This window comes from Mechercharimyces mesophilus (assembly GCF_059818345.1).
Genome location: NZ_JCBAPH010000001.1, coordinates 737,337 through 761,629, shown reverse-complemented (window position 1 = coordinate 761,629; position 24,293 = coordinate 737,337). Strand labels below are relative to the sequence as shown.

Annotated in this window: 24 protein-coding genes and 1 riboswitch; of the genes, 6 read left to right on the top strand and 18 right to left on the bottom strand. The window is 46.2% G+C overall.

Annotation, left to right across the window (positions count from 1 at the left end):
* Nucleotides 1–69 precede the first annotated feature (69 nt).
* Entirely contained in the window at nt 70–1,119 is a 1,050-nt protein-coding gene (locus tag AC6RGY_RS03940; protein ID WP_499859893.1) for a flavin-containing monooxygenase, read from the top strand.
* 59 nt (nt 1,120–1,178) lie between these two features.
* On the opposite strand, the gene fadH is transcribed toward AC6RGY_RS03940, so the two are convergent.
* From fadH to AC6RGY_RS03880, 12 genes are all read right to left on the bottom strand, one after another.
* Nucleotides 1,179–1,946 carry a 2,4-dienoyl-CoA reductase gene (gene fadH / locus AC6RGY_RS03935; RefSeq protein WP_499861453.1) on the bottom strand — a complete coding sequence of 256 codons (768 nt, stop codon included), beginning with the start codon at nt 1,944–1,946 and terminating at the stop codon, nt 1,179–1,181.
* Nucleotides 1,947–2,106: 160 nt separating this feature from the next.
* Nucleotides 2,107–2,598 carry a tetratricopeptide repeat protein gene (locus AC6RGY_RS03930; RefSeq protein ID WP_499859892.1) on the bottom strand — a complete coding sequence of 164 codons (492 nt, stop codon included), beginning with the start codon at nt 2,596–2,598 and terminating at the stop codon, nt 2,107–2,109.
* Nucleotides 2,599–2,616: 18 nt separating this feature from the next.
* Nucleotides 2,617–3,780 carry a GNAT family N-acetyltransferase gene (locus AC6RGY_RS03925; protein WP_499859891.1) on the bottom strand — a complete coding sequence of 388 codons (1,164 nt, stop codon included), beginning with the start codon at nt 3,778–3,780 and terminating at the stop codon, nt 2,617–2,619.
* A gap of 29 nt (nt 3,781–3,809) precedes the next feature.
* Nucleotides 3,810–4,706: a PhzF family phenazine biosynthesis protein gene (locus tag AC6RGY_RS03920; RefSeq protein ID WP_499859890.1), complete on the bottom strand. Its 897-nt coding sequence runs from the start codon at nt 4,704–4,706 to the stop codon at nt 3,810–3,812.
* Nucleotides 4,707–4,784: 78 nt separating this feature from the next.
* A complete protein-coding gene (locus tag AC6RGY_RS03915) occupies nt 4,785–5,072 on the bottom strand; it encodes a GNAT family N-acetyltransferase (protein WP_499859889.1) in 288 nt (95 codons plus the stop codon).
* A 369-nt stretch (nt 5,073–5,441) separates the two neighbouring features.
* Nucleotides 5,442–5,831, bottom strand: a complete 390-nt coding sequence (locus tag AC6RGY_RS03910; protein ID WP_499859888.1) for an HIT family protein — start codon at nt 5,829–5,831, stop codon at nt 5,442–5,444.
* Nucleotides 5,832–5,843: 12 nt separating this feature from the next.
* Nucleotides 5,844–6,371, bottom strand: a complete 528-nt coding sequence (locus AC6RGY_RS03905) for a GNAT family N-acetyltransferase (protein ID WP_499859887.1) — start codon at nt 6,369–6,371, stop codon at nt 5,844–5,846.
* Nucleotides 6,372–6,385: 14 nt separating this feature from the next.
* Nucleotides 6,386–6,994, bottom strand: a complete 609-nt coding sequence (locus AC6RGY_RS03900) for a class I SAM-dependent methyltransferase (protein ID WP_499859886.1) — start codon at nt 6,992–6,994, stop codon at nt 6,386–6,388.
* 300 nt (nt 6,995–7,294) lie between these two features.
* Complete coding sequence (locus AC6RGY_RS03895) at nt 7,295–7,909, bottom strand: DUF4328 domain-containing protein (RefSeq protein WP_499859885.1); 615 nt, start codon at nt 7,907–7,909, stop codon at nt 7,295–7,297.
* Nucleotides 7,910–8,201: 292 nt separating this feature from the next.
* Nucleotides 8,202–8,744 (bottom strand): DUF420 domain-containing protein, encoded by a 543-nt coding sequence (locus tag AC6RGY_RS03890; RefSeq protein ID WP_499859884.1) that lies wholly within the window; start codon nt 8,742–8,744, stop codon nt 8,202–8,204.
* A 164-nt stretch (nt 8,745–8,908) separates the two neighbouring features.
* Entirely contained in the window at nt 8,909–10,141 is a 1,233-nt protein-coding gene (locus tag AC6RGY_RS03885; protein WP_499859883.1) for an iron-containing alcohol dehydrogenase, read from the bottom strand.
* 47 nt (nt 10,142–10,188) lie between these two features.
* Nucleotides 10,189–11,091: a R2-like ligand-binding oxidase gene (locus AC6RGY_RS03880; protein ID WP_499859882.1), complete on the bottom strand. Its 903-nt coding sequence runs from the start codon at nt 11,089–11,091 to the stop codon at nt 10,189–10,191.
* A gap of 285 nt (nt 11,092–11,376) precedes the next feature.
* Between AC6RGY_RS03880 and AC6RGY_RS03875 the strand changes: the two genes are divergently transcribed.
* The 5 genes from AC6RGY_RS03875 (at nt 11,377) to AC6RGY_RS03855 (ending at nt 15,884) form a co-directional block, all read left to right on the top strand.
* Nucleotides 11,377–12,978, top strand: coding sequence for a long-chain-fatty-acid--CoA ligase (locus AC6RGY_RS03875; protein ID WP_499859881.1), 1,602 nt, complete (start codon nt 11,377–11,379; stop codon nt 12,976–12,978).
* A gap of 16 nt (nt 12,979–12,994) precedes the next feature.
* A complete protein-coding gene (locus tag AC6RGY_RS03870) occupies nt 12,995–14,164 on the top strand; it encodes an acyl-CoA dehydrogenase family protein (protein ID WP_499859880.1) in 1,170 nt (389 codons plus the stop codon).
* 17 nt (nt 14,165–14,181) lie between these two features.
* Nucleotides 14,182–14,946, top strand: coding sequence for a 3-oxoacyl-ACP reductase FabG (fabG, locus tag AC6RGY_RS03865; RefSeq protein ID WP_499859879.1), 765 nt, complete (start codon nt 14,182–14,184; stop codon nt 14,944–14,946).
* A 72-nt stretch (nt 14,947–15,018) separates the two neighbouring features.
* A complete protein-coding gene (locus AC6RGY_RS03860) occupies nt 15,019–15,468 on the top strand; it encodes a MaoC family dehydratase N-terminal domain-containing protein (RefSeq protein WP_499859878.1) in 450 nt (149 codons plus the stop codon).
* Nucleotides 15,465–15,884: a MaoC/PaaZ C-terminal domain-containing protein gene (locus tag AC6RGY_RS03855; RefSeq protein WP_499859877.1), complete on the top strand. Its 420-nt coding sequence runs from the start codon at nt 15,465–15,467 to the stop codon at nt 15,882–15,884. The genes AC6RGY_RS03860 and AC6RGY_RS03855 overlap by 4 nt, the downstream gene beginning before the upstream one ends.
* A 259-nt stretch (nt 15,885–16,143) precedes the next feature.
* Here the strand turns inward: AC6RGY_RS03855 and AC6RGY_RS03850 are convergent, their stop codons facing one another.
* The 6 genes from AC6RGY_RS03850 to gcvT form a co-directional block, all read right to left on the bottom strand.
* The gene (locus AC6RGY_RS03850) at nt 16,144–16,887 is read right to left on the bottom strand and encodes a sulfotransferase domain-containing protein (RefSeq protein ID WP_499859876.1); all 744 of its coding nucleotides are present in this window, start codon (nt 16,885–16,887) and stop codon (nt 16,144–16,146) included.
* Nucleotides 16,888–16,983: 96 nt separating this feature from the next.
* On the bottom strand, nt 16,984–17,379 hold the full coding sequence (locus AC6RGY_RS03845) for a hypothetical protein (protein WP_499859875.1): 396 nt from the start codon (nt 17,377–17,379) through the stop codon (nt 16,984–16,986).
* A 182-nt stretch (nt 17,380–17,561) separates the two neighbouring features.
* On the bottom strand, nt 17,562–19,655 hold the full coding sequence (locus tag AC6RGY_RS03840) for an SBBP repeat-containing protein (RefSeq protein WP_499859874.1): 2,094 nt from the start codon (nt 19,653–19,655) through the stop codon (nt 17,562–17,564).
* 337 nt (nt 19,656–19,992) lie between these two features.
* Nucleotides 19,993–21,459, bottom strand: a complete 1,467-nt coding sequence (gene gcvPB / locus AC6RGY_RS03835) for an aminomethyl-transferring glycine dehydrogenase subunit GcvPB (RefSeq protein WP_499859873.1) — start codon at nt 21,457–21,459, stop codon at nt 19,993–19,995.
* The gene (gene gcvPA, locus AC6RGY_RS03830) at nt 21,456–22,802 is read right to left on the bottom strand and encodes an aminomethyl-transferring glycine dehydrogenase subunit GcvPA (protein ID WP_499859872.1); all 1,347 of its coding nucleotides are present in this window, start codon (nt 22,800–22,802) and stop codon (nt 21,456–21,458) included. Before gcvPA ends, gcvPB begins: the two co-directional genes overlap by 4 nt.
* Before the next feature lie 14 nt (nt 22,803–22,816).
* Entirely contained in the window at nt 22,817–23,917 is a 1,101-nt protein-coding gene (gcvT, locus tag AC6RGY_RS03825; protein WP_499859871.1) for a glycine cleavage system aminomethyltransferase GcvT, read from the bottom strand.
* A 162-nt stretch (nt 23,918–24,079) separates the two neighbouring features.
* A riboswitch (glycine riboswitch) is annotated at nt 24,080–24,244 on the bottom strand.
* Between the last annotated feature and the right edge of the window lie 49 nt (nt 24,245–24,293).

Below are 24,293 nucleotides of genomic sequence, written 5' to 3'. Positions count from 1 at the left end.
AACAGTTGAATGTTTGATCGATCTCCATTACACTATATTCAAACATACATTAGAATGAGTGATTATATAATGTTTAACTATGATGTTATTGTTATCGGGGCAGGACAAGCAGGACTAGCCATGGGATTTCACTTGCAGAGAACAACCTTAACTTATTGTCTATTAGAAACGAATGAGCGGATAGGGCAAAGCTGGCGAAACCGATATGATTCCTTGAGATTATTTACACCGAGGAGATATAGTCATCTACCCGGTCTTCCTTTCCCAGGTTCACCACAAGCGTATCCAACTAAGGAAGAGACAGCGGATTATCTGGAGCAGTATGCACAAGCTTTTTCTCTCCCCATCCGTTTCAATACAATGGTATATTCTTTGCAGAAGAAGGAAGAGGCTTATCTTATTCGGACAAATCAGGGGAACTTTTCTGCTAGGCAGGTGGTAGTAGCTACAGGCCCTTTCCAAAAACCGACGATCCCTTCCTTTTCTAAAAAACTGGAGTCAACGATCTATCACGTCCATTCCTCTTCTTATCGTCATCCGAATCAATTGCAAAAAGGAACTGTTTTAGTTGTTGGTGGAGGCAATTCAGGAGCTCAAATTGCACTCGATTGTATGGAGTGGGGAAGGACCTCCCTATCCGTGCGCCATCCACTTCAGTTTGTCCCTGAACGAATTGGTGGACAGAGTATCTTCTGGTTCTATGAGAAGTTTGGCTTTTTAGATGCCAATATAAAGACGCGAAGAGGGGAATGGCTAAGGAGAAGGCCGGAGAAAGTATACGGACTAGAATTGAAATATAAAATGAAAGAAGGGAAAGTAGAAGGTAAACCAGAAGCGATTGACGTCCTCGAGGGGCGTAAGATCCTATTTGCTGATGGGACTTCTATTAAACCGGACAATATTATTTGGGCAACAGGTTATCACTCGGATTATCGTTGGATTCAGGTGGAAGGTGCTCTTAACGAACAAGGGGAACCTTTGCATCGCCAGGGACGAAGCCCTGTTCCCCACCTCTACTTTGTCGGTTTGCGCTGGCTTTCTACGCGAGGCTCTGCTTTACTCGGATGGGTAGGTAAAGATGCTGAGCGACTAGTTACAGAAATCACGAAGGAAGCGTAAAAGAAGAAAGAGTTGCTTCCTCTAGGGGAGCAACTCTTTCTTTAACATGCTTTATTATGCTACATAAAACGCGCACCGTTGAGCGACTGTCCTCCATCAATCGTAATCACATCACCATTAATATAACCTGACTCATCAGAAAGAAGGAAGGAAGCAAGGCTTGCAATTTCGTCCAAGCGACCAAAGCGTTTCAGCGGAACGCTTTGTAGCGCCATCTTGTGCATCTTATCGGACAAGATGAGTTTATCGGTTCCACCTGTATCTTCAATTGGGCCTGGCGCGATACAGTTAACACGAATTCCATACTTTTCGCCCCACTCGACTGCAAGCGTACGGCTCATGGCAACCACACCTGCTTTAGCAGACGCAGAGTGAATCACGCCAGCGGCACCTGACTGTGTATACGTAGTCACGATGTTAACGATGGAGCCTTTGTGGCCATCTTTAATCCATTCCTTCCCAACCGTTTGCGTACAGTACCAAGTTCCATTCAAGACAATATCAATAACGGACTTCCAACCATTCACCGAGAGGTCTTCTGCATTTACTAGAAAGTTGCCCGCTGCATTATTAACTAAGTAATCAATTTGACCAAAGGTTTCCTTCGTCTTCTTCACCATTTCCTGTACCTGCTCTAAATCACGAACATCCATGGAAATCGTAAGAACCTGCCCGTCGAAGGTCTCCATCTCTTTTTTCGCTGCATCCAGTTTTTCTTGGTTACGACCGATAATAACGACGTTGGCTCCATCTTGACAGAAACGGGTAGCCATTCCCTTGCCCATGCCGTTGCTACCACCGGTTACGATTGCTGTTTTTCCTTGCATTTTTCCTGCCATTCCACACACTCCTATCAAATTAATATTAAGGATGTTAAATTTCAAGATTATAATGAATGATGCATCATTCATTGAAATGAATCAATTGAATCCGCTTTCACGACCCATTATACCGTTATTTAGTATTCTTGTGAAGAAGCGATAATCTTCAGTCCTTCCAAGTCTGATCGAGTCGCTCGGAATAGTAGAGTAGCGCTTTTTGATAGTCTTGCAACTGCGGATCTCGTGTGGTTTTCGCTAAACTCTGCAAGAGAATCTGCATCGCCTGCTCCATTTCTCCCAGATTATACAGCGTCATAGCAAGAAAGACTTTTAGCGGATGACTTTCAGGAAACCGTTCCAATCCTGTGAGCAGGGTGATTTTTGCTTTCTCATACTCTCCCAGACAGCGATAGGTACTCCCCAAGCCAAGCATCGCCTCTTCGAGGTCTTGGCCATCCAATCCTTCTGCTATCGCCTTTTCGTAATGAGGAGCTGCCTGACGCTCTTGGCTCATGTTATCGTAGACCCATGCAAGTCGGTAGTGAAACGCGGCAGACGTAGGATCGTCTGCCAGTAGAGCAAGCAGACGATCTCGTGCTTCTTCTAACTTCCCTGCTTGATGTAGATGAATCGCTTCAGTAAATGCTGCTTGCTTCATGATGTTTAACCCCTTCGATTAAAAGATATCTACCATCCATGGTTGGGGACCTGCAAAGAGAAGTAACGCCTTTTGTAGCTCCTCTTCGCTATCCGTTTGTAAATATCCTGTTTGAATTAATTGTTGTGGTGTTTGACGCCCTGTAAATAATGCCGCCAATCCTCTTACATCCAGAGAGATGCGCCCTTTCCCTCCGCGTTGAACGCTGGCCTCTCCATGCTTCGATAGAGTGAGGAGAAAGCGACCACAGTTTTGTTTAAACCAAGGATCAAACACTTCAAGGTGTAGCTTCATCGGCAAACCTGATGGATAACCTCGCAAGGTAAGGGCCTTTTCTACGTCCAAAATCCGTAGCATCCATTCCTCGTAACGATCCACACTCAAATCAAAGGGATTTTCCAGCAGTGGGACAGTGGGGTCTTGTGGTCCTCCCCACCATTTCACCTCATCAAACATCGTCCCGTGATCCTTAATAAAAGCGAGGAGGCGCTGGGCCGCATCATTCGTATTGGTCAGCATTTCTCGCACGACGAGGGTGGTATCTTGTGCCTCTTGTGTCAGATAGATATACCCTTCCATCTGCCCATCTCGTTCCACACGGTAAAGATAAAGGTCGTGTTCGGGCAGGAGAAATAGCTTATCCCACATCTGCTTCGTCCGCTCAAGGAAGCCATTGGCGCGTGCAGCATGCTCTTGGTAAAAGTGAGCGATCTGTTCATCGTAGCCAGCAGGAACCTTCACCAACTCCAATGCATTCATCGTCCCACTCATTTGATCTAAGGGTAGGCGATAGAGATAGCGGGTACCTGCTAAAGCAAATCCAGCCTTCCGATACAGCGAAACAGTAGCCGGGTATAAGGTAACAAGTGGGAAACCATCATGGAAAAGTTCCGTTAAGCTCGCGCGCATGAGCTGAGTGGCAACTCCTTTTCCTCTTCCCTCTGGTGCGATAGCCACAGCTGATATCCCTGCCATGGGAAGGGACTTCCCTCCAAACCACTGCCCCATGCGTAGCAAGCAAACACTACCAACAATCGCTTCCCCTTGAGTAACAACACGCATGTTGGCATGACCCATCCAATTCAACCACTTGTCTGTAAATTCCTTCTCAAAATTAAAGGACTGTTGCAATAGCGAGCGCAGATGAGGAACTTTTTCTTGAGCAATTGGACCGTAATGCATGACAGGCTCCCCCTTTTCGTATAAACAAATTATACCGCCACTGTAACCGCTCTACCGCGTAAACGAATCTGCTTAATTACTCCATCCTCCTGCTGCATTTCCACCTGCATTTTGCTAGGTGCATCCATTTCCACTCCTTGACCCACGCGAAGAGTAAGCCAATCCCCTACCTTTTCACCGAGTGAAGGAGCATATTTAGTCAGGTAAGCACCCAAAGCACTGGCAGCGACACCCGTAGCCGCATCCTCCACATACCCTACCTGGTTAGGAAACTGACGCGCTTCAACATGATATTCGCCTGAACCATCCAAGACGACGAAGGGATAGACACCCGTCAAATCGTAGCGATCACACATCCTCCACAACGTTTCAAAATTAGGCTGGAGTAGCTGCAGAGCTTCTCGACCTTGGAGTGGCACCATTAATTTGTTGCTTGCAGTTGAAACGGCTTCGACTGGTCCTAAGGCAAGATCCATATCGTGCTTCGTTATCCCTAGGGCAGCCGCTACTTCGAAGTCAGCGGGAACGCGCTCTGAATACTGCGGTAGAAACTGCTCCACCACGACATCAATTTGTCCGTCTCGATGGACCCAATTGGCTGTCACCATCCCTTTCGCTGTTTCCACACGAAAGGGAAAGGGGTGAACCCCCACTCGATGCCGTAGAATGGCTGTCACAGCAGCGACCGTACCATGAACACACATATCCAGCTCTTTACTCGGAGTAAAAAAACGTAGGCGAATATCACATTCTGGGTGAGAAGAAGAGAGAAGGAAGGCTGTTTCCACCCCTCTTTCCTCAGCAATACGCAGCATTTCTTCGGAAAGAAAATCGTCCCCATTCATGATGACCGGACAGGGATTTCCACCCTGTGGACTTGCTCCAAATACTCTTGTATGTACAATCTCTAGATGTTTCACTTTCATGCCGATCCTCCTCATGCTTCACACCTTGCCATCTGTCCACTTCCCCATCATTAAAAGGTCCACGTATTCCCCCTCTCTTCATACAGCCTTCCGTTTGCGGCCTTCTTGACTGAAGCCAGCCGATTGAAATAAGCGGACATCAGCAATATTATCTGGATAAACTTCCAATTCCAAACGCTTGCACTTCAGCCATTTCTCATTAAAGTCTATCACATGAGAAAGCAAAGCTGTACCAATCCCTTGTCCTTGCCATTCATCATGCACCGCCATCCCAATGGCACCAACATGAGCTCTGACTCCACCATACTGTTGAAGGGTAATGGACCCACGACTCTCCTTTCCATTTCTGCGCCAAAAGCGTGACATAGGCTCTTCTAATAGAGAAGCCCACTTGTCAAAAAATTACTTTCGGGATAGGATAAAGTCCCATGGATCACCTGCGGTTGCCTCTTAATCTGGTAAACATCTTCTGCATCCGCTTGTATCAATGGCCGAATGAGACATCCACTGTGTGCTTCTGCCGTCTTGTCTCCACCCCACGGAAAATCATTAAAGCATAGAATGATTTTATTATTCTGATTCTATTATTATATACTGTTCATAGCTCCCTGGCGATGAGAAAATGAAGGGAGGCGATGGAGGCACTCTAAAAATTCTAAGATCGTGTACATAAAAAAGGAAGAAGATCCTCTTCGCGACGGATTTTCTTCCTTCTTGTCGTCCTATCATAAAAGACTACCGACGTAGATTTTCCGGTTGCTCCAGCCAGTACCGGATTCCTCGACCCGCATAGGGTTCATCTTGATAACGTAAGATAATGTGCATGTGAGCATGATGAATCTCTTGTCCGGCCACTTCCCCACTATTCCACCCGATATTGTATCCGTCCGGCTGATAGGCTTCATCTAGGTAGAGCTTCACTTCTTGCAACAATTCATATGTAGCCTCCCATTCTTGCGGTGTAAGATCAAAGACCGTCTCACGGTGCGCATTCGGAATAATGAGTCCCGATCCTTTGAGGACAGGCTGTGGCTTTTGCACAAATGTACATAAATCGTTACTTAACATCACTCTTTGGTCAGATACGAGATCCAATTGACAAAAAGGACAGTTTGACTCTTTCATCTCTTATCCACCTCACGACTTCTCTTTATAGGGACCGTCTATAATTTTGGCCATATAGTATTCATCGATATAGTGATCTTCCAACCATAATGAATCTTTCTTGATCCCCTCTTTGTGAAAACCCATTTTGTGATAAAGCGCGATCGCCCGATCATTATGCTTCATCACCGTCAACTCTAGACGATGAATGCCCTGCTGGATCGCCCACTCTTCTAAAGCAGTAAACAAACGAGAGCCTAACCCTTTTCCTGTGTATGCTTGTAGTAAACCGACAATAACATAAGCCGTCCGGCCATTACGACGATATGGACCGCCGATCGCCGCTAAAAACCCCACCAATCTCTGTCCCTCTTCCGCCAGCAGGATGGTTTGATTCTCTTGTGCTACGATCTCTTCAATTTTCCTTTCCTCTTCGTCAACCGTGCTTATTCGTTCATCCGGCTCCAACATCATAAAGGATGATTCCTGTTCTAGCGTTTGTGTCAACAGCAAAAATTCTGACGCATCTCCTCTGCGAATCGTACGAATAATGATATCCATTCCAACCCTCTTCCCTACTCCTTTTTACGCAAAATGACAAGATTGCCGTCCAAACCATATCCGCCTTTATTGGAGACCATTTGAAGCGGAAGGACTGGTCCATAATCAAAGTGGGGTGCGAAGAGCCGTTCAATCACCTCACAGGTAACCGGAATAAACGATGCTTCCTCGTCCGGATTTTTACGGCATCCTCGTAAGAGTATTCTGCCACCGGGCTTTAACACGCGCACCATCTCTTCTACATATTGGGGGCGATCCTCTTCCGCAATAAGGTGAAAACATCCACGATCATTGGCAAAATCGATCGATTCCTTTTCTACAGGCAATTGCAATGCATTGCCCAGCCGAAAGTCTACCTTCGTCCCTGCCTGTTCTGCTCGTTTCTTGGCAATTGTAAGAGCTTTCTCTGTCATGTCTATCCCTATGACAGAGAACCCTTGTTGTGCTAAAAAAATAGCCTCCCGTCCTCCACCACAGCCTACGTCAAGCACGGCTCCTTGTGCAGGAAGCAAGCCTGTCGCCGTAAAGGCAACCAGCTCCTGTGACGGGTACTGATAGTCCCACATCTCGAGAAATTCCCCACTGCCGTAAAGATGGTCCCAATCACGTAATTTTTCGCTCAATCTCCTTCACTCCTTTCATCTCTATCCAGTCATTCTTTTTTCTTTTGTGATTTCCTTCCTATTATTGCATTTGTCTCATTTTATTCATAATGGGTATTTTCAGAACAAAGCCCTTTTTCTTTTGCCTCATCATCTACTTTGAACACGAAAGTATATTCTTCTATTCTAGAGTCAAAGAGCAACTCATGAAAAAAATCCTGTCGTTGGACAGGATTCTCTTCTACAACCTTTTTGTTAGACAATAGTAAGCAAACTACACGTACCTGCAACCTTTCCATCTACTTCTAAGTCAATCCTACCTTATGAGACGTGCATAGGGCGACGATCCTTGTTTTTCTCCATTTCTTGTATCACTTGAAAACGTGTTTCTTGGCGCTCTGTCAATTTCTTCAGCAATAAGATCGTCCACACGAGGGCAACGATCGCCAAAGATTGTTGCAGGATATCCAACCAATGATTCGTAACCAGCGTAGATTCATACGTAGAAACATCCGTTAGAGTAGCAACTTGACCATTATAATAGACGCTCTTCATGATTCGCGTCACTTCTTTGCCGATCCAAAACAACCACCAAAAAAGAACAATACCTGAAACTGCCTTCCTTATTCCCTCTCCCCGTTCTTCTTTTTCAGGCGAAGCTGCGTTTGCATGCCAGGCTTCATTCGCTACCTGAAAAGGCACAATCACGTTAGCTAATGGGATAAAAAACCACCCTACTGCCCATCCAGGAGTAAAATCGATGTCCGTCGCTCGTAACGAAGGAGCATTACGAAAAATACGGTGAAACCACATTAAAAACCAGATAAATGCCAGCAGAATAAAAAGGTAATAAATAATCCGAACAAGCGAATGCAATCCAATCTCAGCCAATCTCACCTGCCGCGAAACCATTTCCCCAGTCATAACTTTATTCATTGCCCATATAGAAAATCCATCTAATATGATAATAGATACTAATAAAGGTATGCATATACTACATAATATGATTGCGATTCTCGCTCTTCCTCTCGCAGATTCATAAGGAATTACTTCTTTGTCAGACATGTCTTCTTTCTCCTCTCTTTGCGACGCACAATTATTGATTATGACATGAGTAAAGCCCTCTAGCAAGAATTTCTCCTATATATCGGAAAGTGATTCTTCATAAATAAAAAAGCTGATGACAAGTGCTTCCGCACTTTACCATCAGCTTGATGCAAAACTCGCTTTAGTAATAAGGAGAAATCATTAAGTATACGATCACTCCGGTCAAGCTTACATACAGCCAAATCGGCATCGTCCAACGAGCAATCTTGCGATGGCGGGGTTTGTCCATTTTCCAGCCATAGTAAATAGAGAACAAAGCTAGAGGTACGATGATAGCTGCTAAGAAGATGTGTGTCAGTAAGATGAAGAAATAGATATAGCGAATGGGTCCTTCCCCACCATAAGAAGTGGATTCAGCTAGCGAATGATAGGTCAAGTAGGTGACCAAAAAGAGGGCTGTCGCCGTAAAAGCAGCTAAGATAAAGCGGCGGTGCCAGGTAATGTTTTTTTGCTTGATCATGATCAAGGCCGCTACCAAAAACACAAATGTAAAGCTATTTAATACCGCATTGATCAGCGGAAGAAATGTCAAATCCATATGGCTAAATTGATCTGATTTCGGTATAAAAAAGAGAATGGCCACAATGGCATTAATCGCAATAGAGAGTGCGACGATTACTTTGGTTGCCATTCCCGATTTCGCCGATGTCTGCTGATTGGGCATACTGATCACCTCGTCTATCCATCGTTTTCTCCAGTTTACCACGAATGAAAGGTTGCTAGACCTTCAACCTTAACAATTGCGTGACCAACGCTAAAAAGCAACCTCCCATTCCCACAGAACGAGGTTGCTCGATAGCATAGCTATATTGACACTAGCAAAAATGCCTACAAACTTTTCTCCATTCTCACCTGCCCTACGTGTTGCACCACCTCACCGATCTTCTCCTCAGCAAGTGGAAAAATTCGTGCAACCGGATCGTTTTTGACCGCTTCCACAACGCGTGCAAATGCTTCTTCCTCATCTTTTTCCCCTGCCATCCTTGCATTTTCATCTGAGAAATCCTTCGGTAGCCCCACTTGGTGCCGAAATTCCTCGATGTGGCGAATAACAGCCTGTAATCGGTCTTCTCTACACCCAGTGGCTTCAACAGTGAGTGCCTGTGCCAGTACATCTACTTTTGGTAAGTACAAGTCTGGAAATACCTTCATCACCACAGGTAAAAAGAGGGCATTCGCAAGTCCATGGGGAATGCGAAATAATGCTCCATAAGCATGCGCAAAGTTGTGCACAGGAATCGCCTTAAGCGATAGGCTAAAAGCAGTAATGGCCATGGCACTAGCTTCCAGCATCTCCATACGAGACAACAGGTTCTCCCCTTCTTGTACAGCGAGCGGGAGGTTTTTTTCAATGGTACGAATCGCGTGTAATGCTAAAGCGTCCGTATACGTATTGGAGGCTGGAGAGGCTACCGCTTCAATCGCATGCGTTAGCGCATCAAAACCAGTAAAAGCCGTGATAAATGGAGGTAGGCTAACGGTCAATTCAGGATCTAATACCGCCATATCCGATGGTAAATGCGGATGAATCAAATTGGACTTGATCTTCTTCTCCTCATTATAAATAACGGTTATGGGAGACACTTCTGATCCGGTACCCGCAGTGGTTGGTATCGAGAGATGCGGTATTTGGAAAGGTCTCGCTTGGGGCCATTTTTCAGATATAATCCCCTTCGTCAAAACTGACTTTATATCCGTTAATTCGTGAGCGAGAGAGTACTTCACTCCTTTTACCGCATCCATCACACTCCCTCCGCCCACTGCCAATAGGGAATCTGCTCCTAGCTCACGGGCAAAGCGAGCTGCCTCATTCACACACTTACTCGTCGCATCTTGATCCAAATCCAAAAAAGTCCCTACAAGTTCTGGACCTGCCTGATCAGTCTGAGAAAAGACAGCTTCTACTTGTTCCACTACTCCTGATCTTTTTAACCCTTGATCGCTAAACAGAACCACACGTGAGCCTTGCATTCCCCGAAAGAGATCGGGAATCATCGCACGAGTACCCGCTCCATTATGAAGAACGGTTTTCAATGAAAAAGGGTGATAACTCAAAGGCATCCTCTACTCCTCCAATCCATTTTATCTATCTATCACTGACATCCGTTTTACCGAGACCGCGTAGTCGGTTGAACATCTGCTTCATTCATCTTGTAGATTTCTTCCACTGTTTTTCCTCGCGCACGTGCCAAAACATCCATGCGAATCGTTAATTGTCTCGTCATAAACTGGCTCACTCGATCGAGATCATTACCAAATGACCCGGTATTTCTTCCCTTGCTATTTTCCATATACATCTCTACCGCGAGAGGGGCCAATTCATTCATCTTTTTTTCCACCACCTCATACAAACGAGCATCTTCTGCAATATACCGTTGCAAGAGGTACGTGCCAAAGGCAATGTGACGGGACTCATCTTGTTTCAAATGACCAATCCCCTTCAGTAATCCTGGCATCAATCCTTCCTTCTCCAACGATTGATAGAATGAATAGTACCCTGTCTCCGCCAATACTCCCTCTACAAACAAGTTATACACGGTGGATGCTTCGACAACCGCAACCGCAGAATCATCATGAGTGAGTCGTTGCATGGCCTCAGGTAAGACTTCATAAAAGATCTTGCGATAAGAATCCGTATGAAAGCGACTCAAATCTCCTGTATCCTCGACATTCTTCAGGAATCGCCCGAAAAATTCGGTATGCTTCGCCTCTTCATATAGAAAAGTAGTTAAGTACATTTCTTCATCGAGGCGCCCCTCTTTGGCAATCACCATCATCAAAGGCAAAAGATCCATGGTAACTGCCTCTTCCCCACCTTGAAACTGAGCAATGAGTCCCAAGATATCCTCCTGCTGTTTGGAAGATAACTTCTGCCAATCTCTCTTGTCCTGTGAAAAATCAATCTCTTCTGGATTCCATATGCCAAACCGCTTCGCCTTGCGATACAAACGCATCGGAAAAGAATCCTCTTTTAGCCCTTCACTACTCGTCGTCACCATTCTTTCTCTCATCCTTCTCCCTCCTCATGTATTGATCTAATGAAGAATCTACCGTATACTAGTTACATATTTATTAGCAGAGAAATGTAAGCGATTACATCTTGATCACTTAATCTAACCTATACGTCGAAATGTTTAAGATATCCTCCCACATCTGAATTACTACTTCATGATTTGTAGAGGTTGTTTTTTTGCAATCGATGCAAAGAGCCTGGAAAACGACCTATCCACCAGTGAACGTAGATATTGTGGCAGGGATGAATTCTGAAACATTAGACTATTAAGGAGGATAGTATCATGGAACGAAGACCCTGGAACCAACACGTTGCTAACGGCAATCCAAAAGAAGTGGAGTTACCTATCTGCTCATTACCTGAATTTCTTTATCAGTCTGTAGAAATGTATCCGAACCACACCGCTGTTACCTTCTATGACACTTCGCTTACCTATGGGGAGCTCTATGCGAAGATCCAACGCTTCGCTCGTTGCCTGCAACAATTGGGGCTTAAGAAAGGGGACCGCATCGGCATCATGCTCCCCAATAGTCCACAATATCCCATAAGCTTCTATGCCGCTCTCCTCTGTGGAGCCACCATTGTCCAACTAAGTCCCATGTATAAACCGGGAGAACTACGCTATGCCTTAAACGACAGCGATGTCTCCTTCTTAATCATCCTGGACAAACTTCTCCCAGTAGCCAACTCCATCCTCGGAGAAACCTCTGTCAATCAAATCATTACGACCTCTTTAGAGAAGGATTCTTCTTTTGATGCGCTTCTCGCCCAAGCTGAGAATAATCCTCCTCTTCTCCCTGCTGACATTGATCCTCAAGAGGATATAGCTGTCATCCAATACACTGGTGGAACCACTGGTCGCTCCAAAGGAGCGATGCTAACACACTACAACATTGTTTCGAACACCTTACAATGCGCTGCTGCCTCGTACATCAAGACGCGCAAGGGAGAGGAGCGCATTTTGTCTATTGCTCCTCTGTTTCATGTGTACGGCATGACGGGTGCGATGAGTCTCACCTTTTATCATGGCGGAAACATGATTCTCGTCCCTAAATTTGAAGTAGGCGAAGTGGTTGAGCTAATCAAAAAGACGAAACCTACCTCTTTTCCTGGAGCCCCTACCATGTACATGGCACTCCTTCAGTATCATGAGAAATCTCCCTTCGATTTAAGCTGTTTACGAAGCTGTACGAGTGGATCCGCTCCCTTGCCACTTGAAGTTCTTCATCGCTTTAACAGCCTAAGTGGCACAGAAGTCGCTGAGGGATACGGATTATCGGAAGCTTCACCCGTCACTCACCGCAATCCAGTGGAAGGGTTGCAGAAAGCGGGTAGCATCGGCATTCCCCTTCCCAATACCGATGCCAAAATCGTCGATGCCAAAACGGGTGAGCAAGAAATGTCCTGTGGAGAGATAGGAGAACTGATCATTCGTGGACCACAAGTCATGAAAGGATACTGGGGAATGCCTGAAGAGACCGCAAGAGCATTGCGTGATGGCTGGCTCTATACAGGTGACCTTGCCAAGATGGATGAGGATGGATTCTTTTATATCGCCGGACGCAAGAAAGAATTAATTATCGCCAGTGGATACAATGTCTACCCGATCGAAGTGGAAGATGTACTCTATCGCCATCCAGAGATTGTAGAAGCAGCTGTAATCGGGGTACCTGATCATTACCGTGGCGAAACCGTCCTCGCGGTCATCGCTGTGAAAGAGGGATCAACTTTAACAGACGAAGCATGCATCAGCTACTGCCAGGAGCATCTCGCCACCTATAAAGTCCCCACCTCCATCACTTTCATGGAGGAATTACCTAAGTCAGATGTAGGGAAGATCCTAAAAAGAAAAATAATTGAGGAACTTTCTATCAAACAAAATTAATGTGGGAGGAATGAAGATGAATTTCCGACTGACCGAAGAACAACAGATGGTGCAGAAAACGATTCGTAAATTTGTCCAGAAAGAATTAATGCCACTTGAAAGCGAAGTTCTGCGAAATGAACGAGAAGGAAAGCCCAGCCTTCCTCCTAGTACCATAGAAGCACTTCAGCAAAAGGCCAAGCAGGCGGGATTCTGGGGGATTAGCACCCCTACGCAGTATGGAGGTGCTGATCTGGGAAATATGATGCTAGCGATCGTGTTGATGGAGGTATCCAAGACATTCGTTCCTTTTCGCTTCGGAGGATACGCTGATAATATTCTGTATTATGCTAATGAACAGCAAAAACAGAAGTATCTCCTCCCTACGATCAACGGAGAAAAGAAATCTTGTTTTGCCATGACGGAACCCGATGCTGGCTCCGATACACAAAACATTAAAATGACAGCCACTCGAGAGGGTGACGAATGGATTTTGCATGGTGAAAAAACCTTCATCACTGGGGGGAATGAAGCTGATTTTGTCATGGTAATCGCTGTAACGGATAAAGAGAAGAAACGCGCCAATCCACGGGATGGGATTACCTGCTTTATCGTCGACCGCGAGATGGGATGGCGTTCTGAATACATTGATACCATGGGGGATTGGGGTCCAGCTTCCCTCATCTTTGACCAAGTACGGGTGCCCCATGAAAACGTACTGGGAGAAGTCCATCGAGGGTACGACTTGGGCTTAGAATGGATCGGTTTCGCACGCTGGATTGTCGGCGCAAGGGCCGTTGGAGCAGCGGAGCGACTGCTTCAAATGGCCATTCAATATGCCAGAGAACGCGTTACTTTCGGAAAGCCGATCGCCGAACGGCAAGCCATCCAATTTATGATCGCTGACTCCGCTGTAGAAATCGAAGCCGCCAAGTGGTTAGTGCTAAATGCTGCCTTCACATTGGATCAAGGAGAAGATAATCGACACGTTGCCTCCATGGCAAAGTTATATGGATCCAATATGGGATGTAGAGTCGTGGATCGTGTACTACAGATTCACGGTGGCATGGGCTATACCAAAGAGCTACCCATTGAGCGTTGGTACCGTGAAGCACGCCTCTGGCGTATTTACGATGGTACCGATGAAATACAACGCCTCATCATTGCCCGCAATCTACTAAAAGAGCACGTTAAAGTTGGACAATAGCCAAGGGAGGAAGCAACATGGAGAAGCGCTTTAACAACCGCGTCGCCTTCGTGACCGGAGGCAGTCGCGGAATCGGCAAAGCGATTATCGAACAATTTGCTAACGAGGGCGCAAGCGTCGCCCTCGTCGATATCAACGAGGACTCCTTGAGCCAAACGGCACGCGAGTTACGAGACAACGGGGTTAATGTTTTTGCCAAGGTTGTGGATATCGTCGATGCTGAGCAGGTAGAAGTGGCCATGAAAGAAGTCGTAGACACCTTCGGTTCGTTGGACATTCTTGTCAACAACGCGGGTATCATTCGCGATAACCTTTTATTTAAAATGAGCACGGACGACTGGCAACAAGTAATGGATGTTCACCTCAAAGGGTCGTTCCAAGCCGTTCGTGCGGCACAAAAATACATGGTAGAGCAAAAGTATGGACGGATCATTAATCTCTCTTCTACTTCCGCACTCGGTAACCGCGGGCAAGCAAACTATTCTACTGCCAAGGCAGGATTACAGGGATTAACCAAAACATTGGCTATCGAACTGGGGCGTTTTGGGATCACTGCTAATGCGGTTGCTCCGGGCTTTATTGAAACCGATATGACGAAGGCAACAGCCGAACGACTCGGCATTTCCTTTGATGACCTCGTACATGCTAGCATCGACACCATTCCTGTGGGTAGAAGCGGTCATCCTGCCGATATCGCCCATGCAGTCCTCTTTTTTGCCGATGAACGCTCCTCTTTCGTTAATGGGCAAGTGCTCTATGTGGCTGGTGGCCCCAAGGTCTAAGCGACCTCTGGGACATGAGCGTCATCACATGACAAAACAATGCTTCATATCCATCGGAGGAGGTTGAGTCATTTGCTAACCGATTTCATTGGAAAGCGATCCACCCCTGTGAAAAATATCGTGGAGCGAGGAGCGATCAAGAAATTTGCTCATGCAATAGGAGATCCTCATCCCCTTTACACCAACGAAGAATGTGGGCGAATTTCACATTATGGAGCCAATGTGGCACCCCCCACTTTTCCTGTTACATTCGATTATGGCGAAATCGCCTCGCTATCTCTACCAAAAAAAGGATTGATTCATGGGGAACAACACTTTCATTACGAACGCCCCTTAATTACCGGGGAAGAAGTAATGTGCTCTCAAGAAGTGGCCGCTTACACAGAAAAAGAAGGGAAATTAGGACTGATGGGAATCTTACGTGTGCAACGTCAGGGTCATTCACCTGAAGGACAACTGATCTTCTCTTCTGAACAAGTGATCATTCTTAGTAGCATCGTCAGGAAGGAGATGGGGGTATGACTGCCCTTACTCAATTGCAGACAGGCGAAACACTTAGCGAGATCACCTTGTCTCCAGTCTCCCGCTTGGAGCTAATCAAATATGCAGGAGCTTCCGGTGACTACAACCCTATTCATACCATTGATGAGGACGCAACCCAAGCGGGCCTTCCCGGTGTCATCGCACACGGCATGTGGATGATGGGACAACTATCGAAACTTTTTACTCCCTATCATGAAGAAGGATTTATCCAAGATTATGCGGTTCGCTTTCAAGGGATGGTCTTTTTGGAGGATGTGCTAACCCTAACGGCACGTTTACAAGAGCGTACACAAAATAACCTCCACTTTGCCGTTGCAGTTACCAATCAAGATGGGAAGGAGATTATCGGAGGAAAGGTGGATTACCGCTTACACCTTTCATTTACGAGACCATAAACAAGAGTCGGAATAAGAGAGTAAAGGAGAGTACAAACAGAGGCAAGTGACTTTGTTTGTACTCTCTTTTTTTCCATTCACTTCTTATGATAGCATTACAACAGCTACATCCAACTCGTTTTTCGCTCATGTTGAAACATAAGAAAAGCATGCGGGAATGGACTTCAACTGATCAGAAAAACCCCTGTTAGACGTGGGAGAGAGTAATCCCATCTAAAAGGGGTGAATCAAGACCTGCTATGTCACTCATCTACTGATACTATGACCATCCGAAGTCTCTATCTAACAGCTGATATAGTTGCTGATTATAAGGAGTGAAATATTCTATTAACTCCTCACGCGTCTCTGCTTTCATCGATGGATAAGTTGGATTGGAGGTAATCAGGTTATCCAAAGTATGGGAGGGTAGATTTAAAAAGTGAAAAGCCTCATCCAACACCTTTTGAGGATTATCAAAGTAATCTTCACTGCGAATAATAAGAAACTGCTCTCGTGGGAAGAAAGCAAACCATCGCTGCAACTGCTCCACATAAATGCCTCGCTTTAAAAACGTATCAAATATCATAAATAAAGGAGGAACTACTTTCTGCTCTCGCTTACACCGTGCAAACACATCTTGTTCGATGGCAATAGCTTCCTCAAAGGAGATAGCGGGGTTGGTACTTCCCATACCCATATAATGAAAATGAGAATAGGCACGTTCGATCGGATTGCGTAGGAGAACAATGAACTTCCCAAGTGGAAGATGCTGCACCACTTTGTAAGGTACTGTTGGATCAAAGAGATAGCGAGGACTTCCTTCACCCGATACATATGGGGATTTCCGTAAGGGAAACTGCACCCGATACCAGTAGATCCCTTTCCGATAATGACCACTATCAAAAAAATGAATCTCCTTCATCACTGCAGGCTTTATGAGTGGATGTTGGATAAGGTTATCGTAAAAAGTGGTGGTGCCACACTTCATGCCTCCAAGGATTAAGAAGTCAGGTAACCGCTTCAAAGTAGCCCCTCTTTCCCTATGAGTGGATTACTAATATGGTATGCCTGGGTTGTAGGAATTATGGGAAGGGTTCTCGTCAAACTCCTTTTTAAAAAATCAATGAACCCCTGATAAAATATCCCGTAAATCCTCTACATGCTCGGCAGCTAGCCTCCCATATGTCGTTTCATTCACAGAAGACTCCCTCAGCACTTCTGCCTTCCCACTTTCCCTCCACCAGATGGCGTAGTTCTCTACCTCCTCCCTTTCTGCATCCATCATTCGTAGGAGTAGGTCTTGCTTCCTTGCCATCGAGGGGCCCCCCTTCTCCCAATCCACCTCCTCCATCAACACCGATAGTTCCTTCACTTGATCCCTATCCTCTATGATCTTCTCATCTTCTAGCGACTCCACAATCACTTTGCTCGTCTCAATCGTTGATTCCTCCTGACAACCTAGTAATGCAGAAAATAAACCGAGAAAAAGTGCCCCTATACAAAGATTTTTGTGCATGACCTTCTCCTTCCCCACCAAATATATTGAATTTATTCAAGCGAGAAATTTTAATACTCTCCCTGCTGTCTGCTTTCATTAGGGGCATATGGCATAGGCCATAAATGGTTTGTTAAATAGGAAGTTCTGCATTCCTAGAGGGAACACCTATGCCATGAGTGATCAGTTTTTTTATTCTGTCTTTATCCAGATAACTCTCCCTCTCCACTGCCTCGTGGACCACGAGGGCCACTGGGACCCCGTCGTCCTCTTGGTCCTCTCGGACCTCGTTCTCCTATCGCTCCTTGCGGACCTGCCGGACCTGTTGGGCCTGATGGGCCTGTTGCTACCAGAGTAAGCTCTCCTATTTTCGTTACGAAGGCATTTGTTGATCCCGCTAATTGACTTTGAAAAGCTCTAAAGGTAACAGGAAAGTTAACCGACCTTGTACTCCCCGTAAAATAAGCATTCTCCTCTGTATCGACTGCTACCCAAGCACCTCTATCCGTACCACTTCCCCCTAGATAGGAAGAAAAAGAGATTCCCTCTCCCGAGAAGCCCATTCGCGTAACAAATGCATCCACTTCACCAGCACTACTATCTTGAAAGGCATCTGATGTAACGGGAAAGTTGGTGGAAGTAGTTTGACCGCTCACCCATGCTGTTCCAAACGAATCAACGGCAATGCCCACACCCGTGTCACTTCCACTCCCAGCTAAAAAAGTAGAGTATACAAGTGCACTGCCCATGGGATTCAACTTTGTTATAAAAGCTGCGATAGTTCCTAGAAATACAGTTTGAAACGCGTTGTTGGTTATCGGAAAATTAGTGGACTGTGCTGCCCCTGTCACGTAGGCATTGTTTCTTCCATCTAAATCAATGCCATTACCCGTATCCGAGACATTCCCACCCAAATAAGTGGAATAAATCAATGAAGAGCCAGCAGTATTCACCTTACTCACAAATGCATTTCGCCCACCATTTAACATCGTCTGAAAGGCACCCGCTGTCGTTGGAAAATTGGCTGAGGTTGTTTCTCCAGTAACATACGCCTGATTGTTGCTATCCACTACAATATCTCTGCCATCATCATCTCCATTTCCCCCTAAGTAAGTGGAATAGACGAGAGCCGTTCCCGTTGGATCAAATTTTGTGAGAAATCCATCTTGAGGTCCTCCTCCATACTGTGTTTGAAAAGCACCCGTAGTTACGGGGAAATCATTCGCACCCGTAATCCCTGTCACATAGGCGTTTCCCAATCCATCTACAGCAATTCCTCTTCCTGATTCCGAACCATTTTGACCGCCTAGGTAAGTAGAGTAAACAAGAGAAGTACCTGTTCCATTTACTTTTGTTGCGAAAGCAGATGAATTACCAGGCAACACCGTCTGAAAAGCGTTAGAAGTGACGGGGAAATCGGTGGAACTAGTCAAACCTGTTACATACGCATTTCCTGATCCATCAACGGCAATACTTGTTCCAGTGTTACTATCTGTTCCACCTAGAAAGGTAGAATAAAGAAGGGAGCTACCCGACATATGAAACTTACTAATAAATGCGTTGGAACCATCTGTCCCACCAGTGTATATTGTCTGAAAAACACCTGTTGTCACAGGGAAATCTGAAGAACTAGCCGACCCGGTCACATAGGCATTTCGATTTCCATCGACAGTAATCCCAATCCCACTATCAGATTCGCTTCCCCCTAAGTACGTAGAATAGATGACAACAGGATCAATCACCAATAGGTTGGTGTTCTCATCATATCTATCTACATCAAAACCAATCGTCCCATCGTCTGACAGTTGAAACCGAGTGGCAACCTCTTCTCTCTCCCCCTCCACCACTTGATAACTTACCGGAGTTGGTTCAAATATTACTCCATTAGAAGTATAAACAAACAAACCTCCCCTTTCACTTAATGTCACACCGTTCCCACCTTCATACCGCAACCGAACATCCTTCACACAAGCACCGGGATGAACCACCACATCGTACTTCAACTGTTGTCCATATCCATAAAAAACAACATCAATTCCCACCCAGACATCCTTGTAGACTAGACATTCAATCCCTTGCTCATTTGGATTGAATCCCTTGGGTGCCATTCCCTCACCCGCGCCAACAAATCGCAAAGCCACAACATCCGATTCACTTAACGTAAACTGTACGCCCTCTGACGAAAATGTACACTGGATTCCCTGTCCTTCTGTAACATAGGCACCCTGCTCATTCTCATCACAACGCTTAAACCGAAGCGATTGCCTTTCGTTTTTCATCCTTTTCATCCTTTTCATCCTACAACCCTCCATTGATTATGACCCTGATGCCCTATTATATGGTCAACAACCATTTCGGGTATAGGCAGCATCACACCATCTCTCATTCGTCACAGACTGAATCACCCTCAACTGTACTTCTTACTTTCCTAGTCCTTCTTCCATGCCTTGCTTTTGTAGCACGGTTATTTCTTCATAGATTTCACCTCTCTTCACCTTGTGGACACCTTTGCCTTAGGCTAACCACTACCGCTACCTTCTACATTCTGAATTTTCAGTCTATTAATGCACCATACCCAAACAAAAAAAAGACGGACCACCCCTGGTCCGCCTCTCCACTCCTTATTTCTTCTCGTTACGCTTGCTCGTTCTTCTCCCATCGCAAGACGGGTTTTCGTGCTGCTACTACTTCATCTAAGCGTTTGACCACCGTATGATGGGGTGCCTCTTGAATCACTTCCGGGTTTTCTTCGGCTTCCCGGGCAATTTGAATCATGGCCTCAATAAAATGGTCGAGTGTTTCTTTGCTCTCCGTTTCGGTAGGCTCAATCATGAGACACTCTTCTACAATTAAGGGGAAATAGATCGTGGGCGGGTGCACACCAAAGTCGAGCAGGCGCTTGGCCATATCGAGCGTGCGGGCCCCTTGTTTTTTCTGCTTGGCTCCTGATAGCACAAATTCGTGCTTACAATGTTGTTTAAACGGAAGGTCGTAATATGGCTCTAGTTTACGCATCACGTAATTGGCATTGAGAACGGCATTTTCGGATACCTGCCGCAAGCCTTCGGCACCCATTGTCCGGATATAGGCGTATGCACGCACATTGATGCCGAAGTTACCATAGAAGCCTTTGATGCGTCCAATCGACTTGGGCACATCTTCGTTAAGGTAATAGCCTTCATCCCCTTTTTCGATCGTCGGGGTGGGGAGATACGGAGCCAGTTTGGCGGTCACACCAACCGGACCCGAACCAGGTCCTCCGCCACCATGAGGGGTGGTAAAGGTCTTATGCAAGTTAAGGTGCACGACATCAAAGCCCATGTCCCCTGGGCGGGTTATACCTAAGATCGCATTGGCATTGGCCCCATCATAGTACAATAGGCCACCTGCTTCATGAACAATATCCGCAATTTCCCGGATTTCTTCCTCAAACAAACCGAGCGTATTGGGGTTGGTTAGCATCAAGGCAGCCGTATCGGGACCCACTACTTGACGCAACGCTTCCACGTCGACATGACCTTTCTCGTTGGAGGGAACCGTAATGGCGTCAAAACCGGCGACGGCTGCACTAGCTGGATTGGTTCCATGAGCCGAATCGGGAACAATCACTTTGTTGCGTTGCGTTTCGCTACGATCGCGTAAATAAGCACGAATCAACATCAAACCAACCCATTCACCTTGTGCACCAGCGGCTGACTGTAAGGTAACCTTGTCCATTCCAGTAATCTCTGCCAACGCGGTTTGCAGTTCGTGCATTAACTCCAATGCCCCTTGCACCGTCTCTTGCGGTTGGTAAGGATGAATGCGTGTAAAGCCCGCGAGACGCGCCACATCTTCATTCACCTTTGGATTGTACTTCATCGTACAAGACCCGAGAGGGTAGAATCCGTTATCAATCCCATGGTTGCGACGTGAGAGCTCCGTAAAGTGACGGACGAGATCCAACTCAGAGACTTCCGGCAGTTCCGCCGGTTTTTCGCGCACCATACCTTGAGGTAGAACTTCTTCCGTAGACAAAACCGGCACATCTGACTCAGGTAAGCTATAGGCTGTACGCCCTGGTTTGCTCATTTCGAAGATTAATGCTTTCTCCTGGCTCATACCAATCCCTCCAATACGCGTGCAAATGCCTCGATTTCTTCTTTCGTCCGCATTTCTGTCACCGCTATCAGCATACACCCTTCATGCTCAGTATCTACTCGTCCAAGATCATAACCCCCGATCATTCCTTGTTCGAGCAGTGCTTGGTTTGCTACGGACACCGGAATAGGCAAATGTAGCGCAAATTCATTAAAGAAAGGCTGGTCAAAACAAGGACGAACACCTGGGATCTGCGCCATACGTTTTCTAGCATAATGAGCTTTATCCAAATTCATCTTGGATACTTGTTGAAATCCTTCTTTTCCGAGTGCGGATAGATAGACAGCTGCTCCCAGCGCATTTAATGCCTGATTAGAACAAATATTAGAAGTCGCTTTCTCTCGCCGAATATGTTGCTCTCGTGCTTGCAAAGTGAGTACGAACCCACGCTGACCTTCTTCATCTACGGTTTGTCCTACAATACGGCCCGGTATTCTACGCATCAGCTTCTTGGTGGTGGCAAAAAAGCCACAATGTGGTCCACCATATTGCACAGGAATGCCCAAAGGTTGCGCATCTCCTACGACAATATCCGCACCAAAGTTGCCCGGTGGATTAACAACTCCAAGGGACATTGGGTTGGTACTGACAACAAACAAACCTTTTTCCCGATGAGCGATTGGTTCAATCGCTGCGAGGTCTTCTAGATTGCCATAAAAGTTAGGCGATTGAACCATCACAGCTGCGGTTTCTTTATCACTCATCTGGGACAGGGAATCGAGATCCGTAACGCCATCTTTCGCTGGGACTATAACAATTTCTAGACCCATTCCTTTTGCTTGAGTATGGATAATGGCCTGTGCTTCCGGGTGAATCGCTTTGGACACAAGAACTTTTCGCTTGCGGTTGGTAGCCAGCGCAACACCCGCTGCTTCTGCCAAAGCGGTCGCGCCATCATACATAGAAGAATTGGCTACTTCCATTCCAGTCAACTCGGCGATCATGGTCTGGAATTCAAAGATGGCTTGCAATTCACCTTGACTCACTTCCGCTTGGTACGGTGTGTAGGCGGTGTAGAATTCGGAGCGCGATGTCATGTGCCCCACGACACTAGGGATATAGTGCTCATATGCACCAGCGCCTAAAAAACAAGCTGCTTCATCAAAGGAGGTGTTCATTCCTGACAAGCGTTGCATATGACGCACAAGTGTGGGTTCGGCTAAAGCAGGAGGAAGGTTTAATTCCCCCTGAAAGCGAACGTTTTCAGGAATCTCTGCAAATAACTCTTCTATCGAATCCAAACCGAGAGAGGATAGCATCTCTTGGCGATCTTCTTCCGTCATGGGTAGGTAACGAAATTTCATCCCTGGTTCCTCCTCTATTTCTGTGGCCGCTTGTAAAAAGGAGTGGCGACAATTTTTGCTATGATGCGTTTTCCACGAATCTCTACCTCGACTTCGTTTCCTTCCACAGCTTCCATCGTTTCAATTAGCGCAAGACCCACATTTTTCTTTAATGTTGGGGAATGCGTACCGGTGGTCACTGTACCAATCTGACGTTCAGCCAAATAGATGGCATAGCCCGTACGAGGGATGCCACGCTCCACCATCTCGATTCCTACCAACTTCCGCTTTAGTCCTTCGTCTTTTGCCCGCATGAGGCTCTCTTTACCAATAAAATCATCTTCTTGTTTTAGCTTAACTGCAAAGCCAAGACCCGCTTCGAGTGGAGAAATATCTGGAGACAATTCATTGCCGTACAATGGTAGACGAGCTTCAAAGCGAAGGGTATCACGTGCACCCAGTCCACATGGCTCTACGCCTTCTTCTTCACCTACCTCCAGGATCTTCTTCCAAAGCGTTGCCGCCTCATCTGGAGCGAGATAAATTTCAAATCCGTCTTCTCCGGTATACCCTGTACGTGAAACCAACGCCCGCACTCCTGCCAGCTCGACGTCCATCTGGAAACGGAAAAAACGAATTTCAGCTAAATCTACAGTAGTTAGCTTTTGTAGTACCTGTTGCGCCAATGGTCCTTGCAAGGCCAATTGTGCCGTCTCATCCGATGTGTTGACGACAGTTACATCACCTACAGCATGCTTCTCAATCCATTCCACATCTTTATCAATGTTGGCTGCGTTTAGGACGAGAAGATAGCGCTCTTCTTCTAACTGGTAAACCAGAAGGTCATCCACTGTTCCGCCATCCGGGTAACACATCAGCGTATACTGTATTTTTCCCGGTTCCAATTTGGAGACATCGTTGGTCGTCAGCTTCTGTACCAAAGAAAATGCACCAGGGCCACGAATCTCTACTTCCCCCATATGAGAGACATCAAATAGACCCGCGCGTGTACGCACCGCTTCATGCTCTTTTTTAATCCCGGTAAATTGAACCGGCATTTCCCACCCGGCAAAAGGGACCAACTTGCCTTCCTCGCGATAAACCTCATACAGGGGGGTGCGTTTACATTGTGTCAACCTCTCCACCTCCAGCAAACTCTTTCACTTCTTAAGAATGTGCTCCTCTTTTCTTTTTAGCACTGGCATTCACTCTGTCCCATAACCAGAGAGTTTACCCGACACAAGTGGTCGAATTGCCCCTTGGGTGGTCTTATATTGGCAAGACACTCTCCAGAGTTGCGTCCAGCGGGCCTCCTTTTGCCTGAGAGATTCACCCGATGCTCCCACGATCGCTGGTCGATCTTCATCAAACTGGCGATCCTTTCATTATGCGTTCTGCCAGGCTGGCATGGGTTTGCTCCTTCGGCGCCACTCTCTTGCTGTGGACTCTCCTCCCGCCTTCAATCGCTCGCTTTCCTCCATTCCATTGTGCCATATTCTCTCTTCCTTTTCG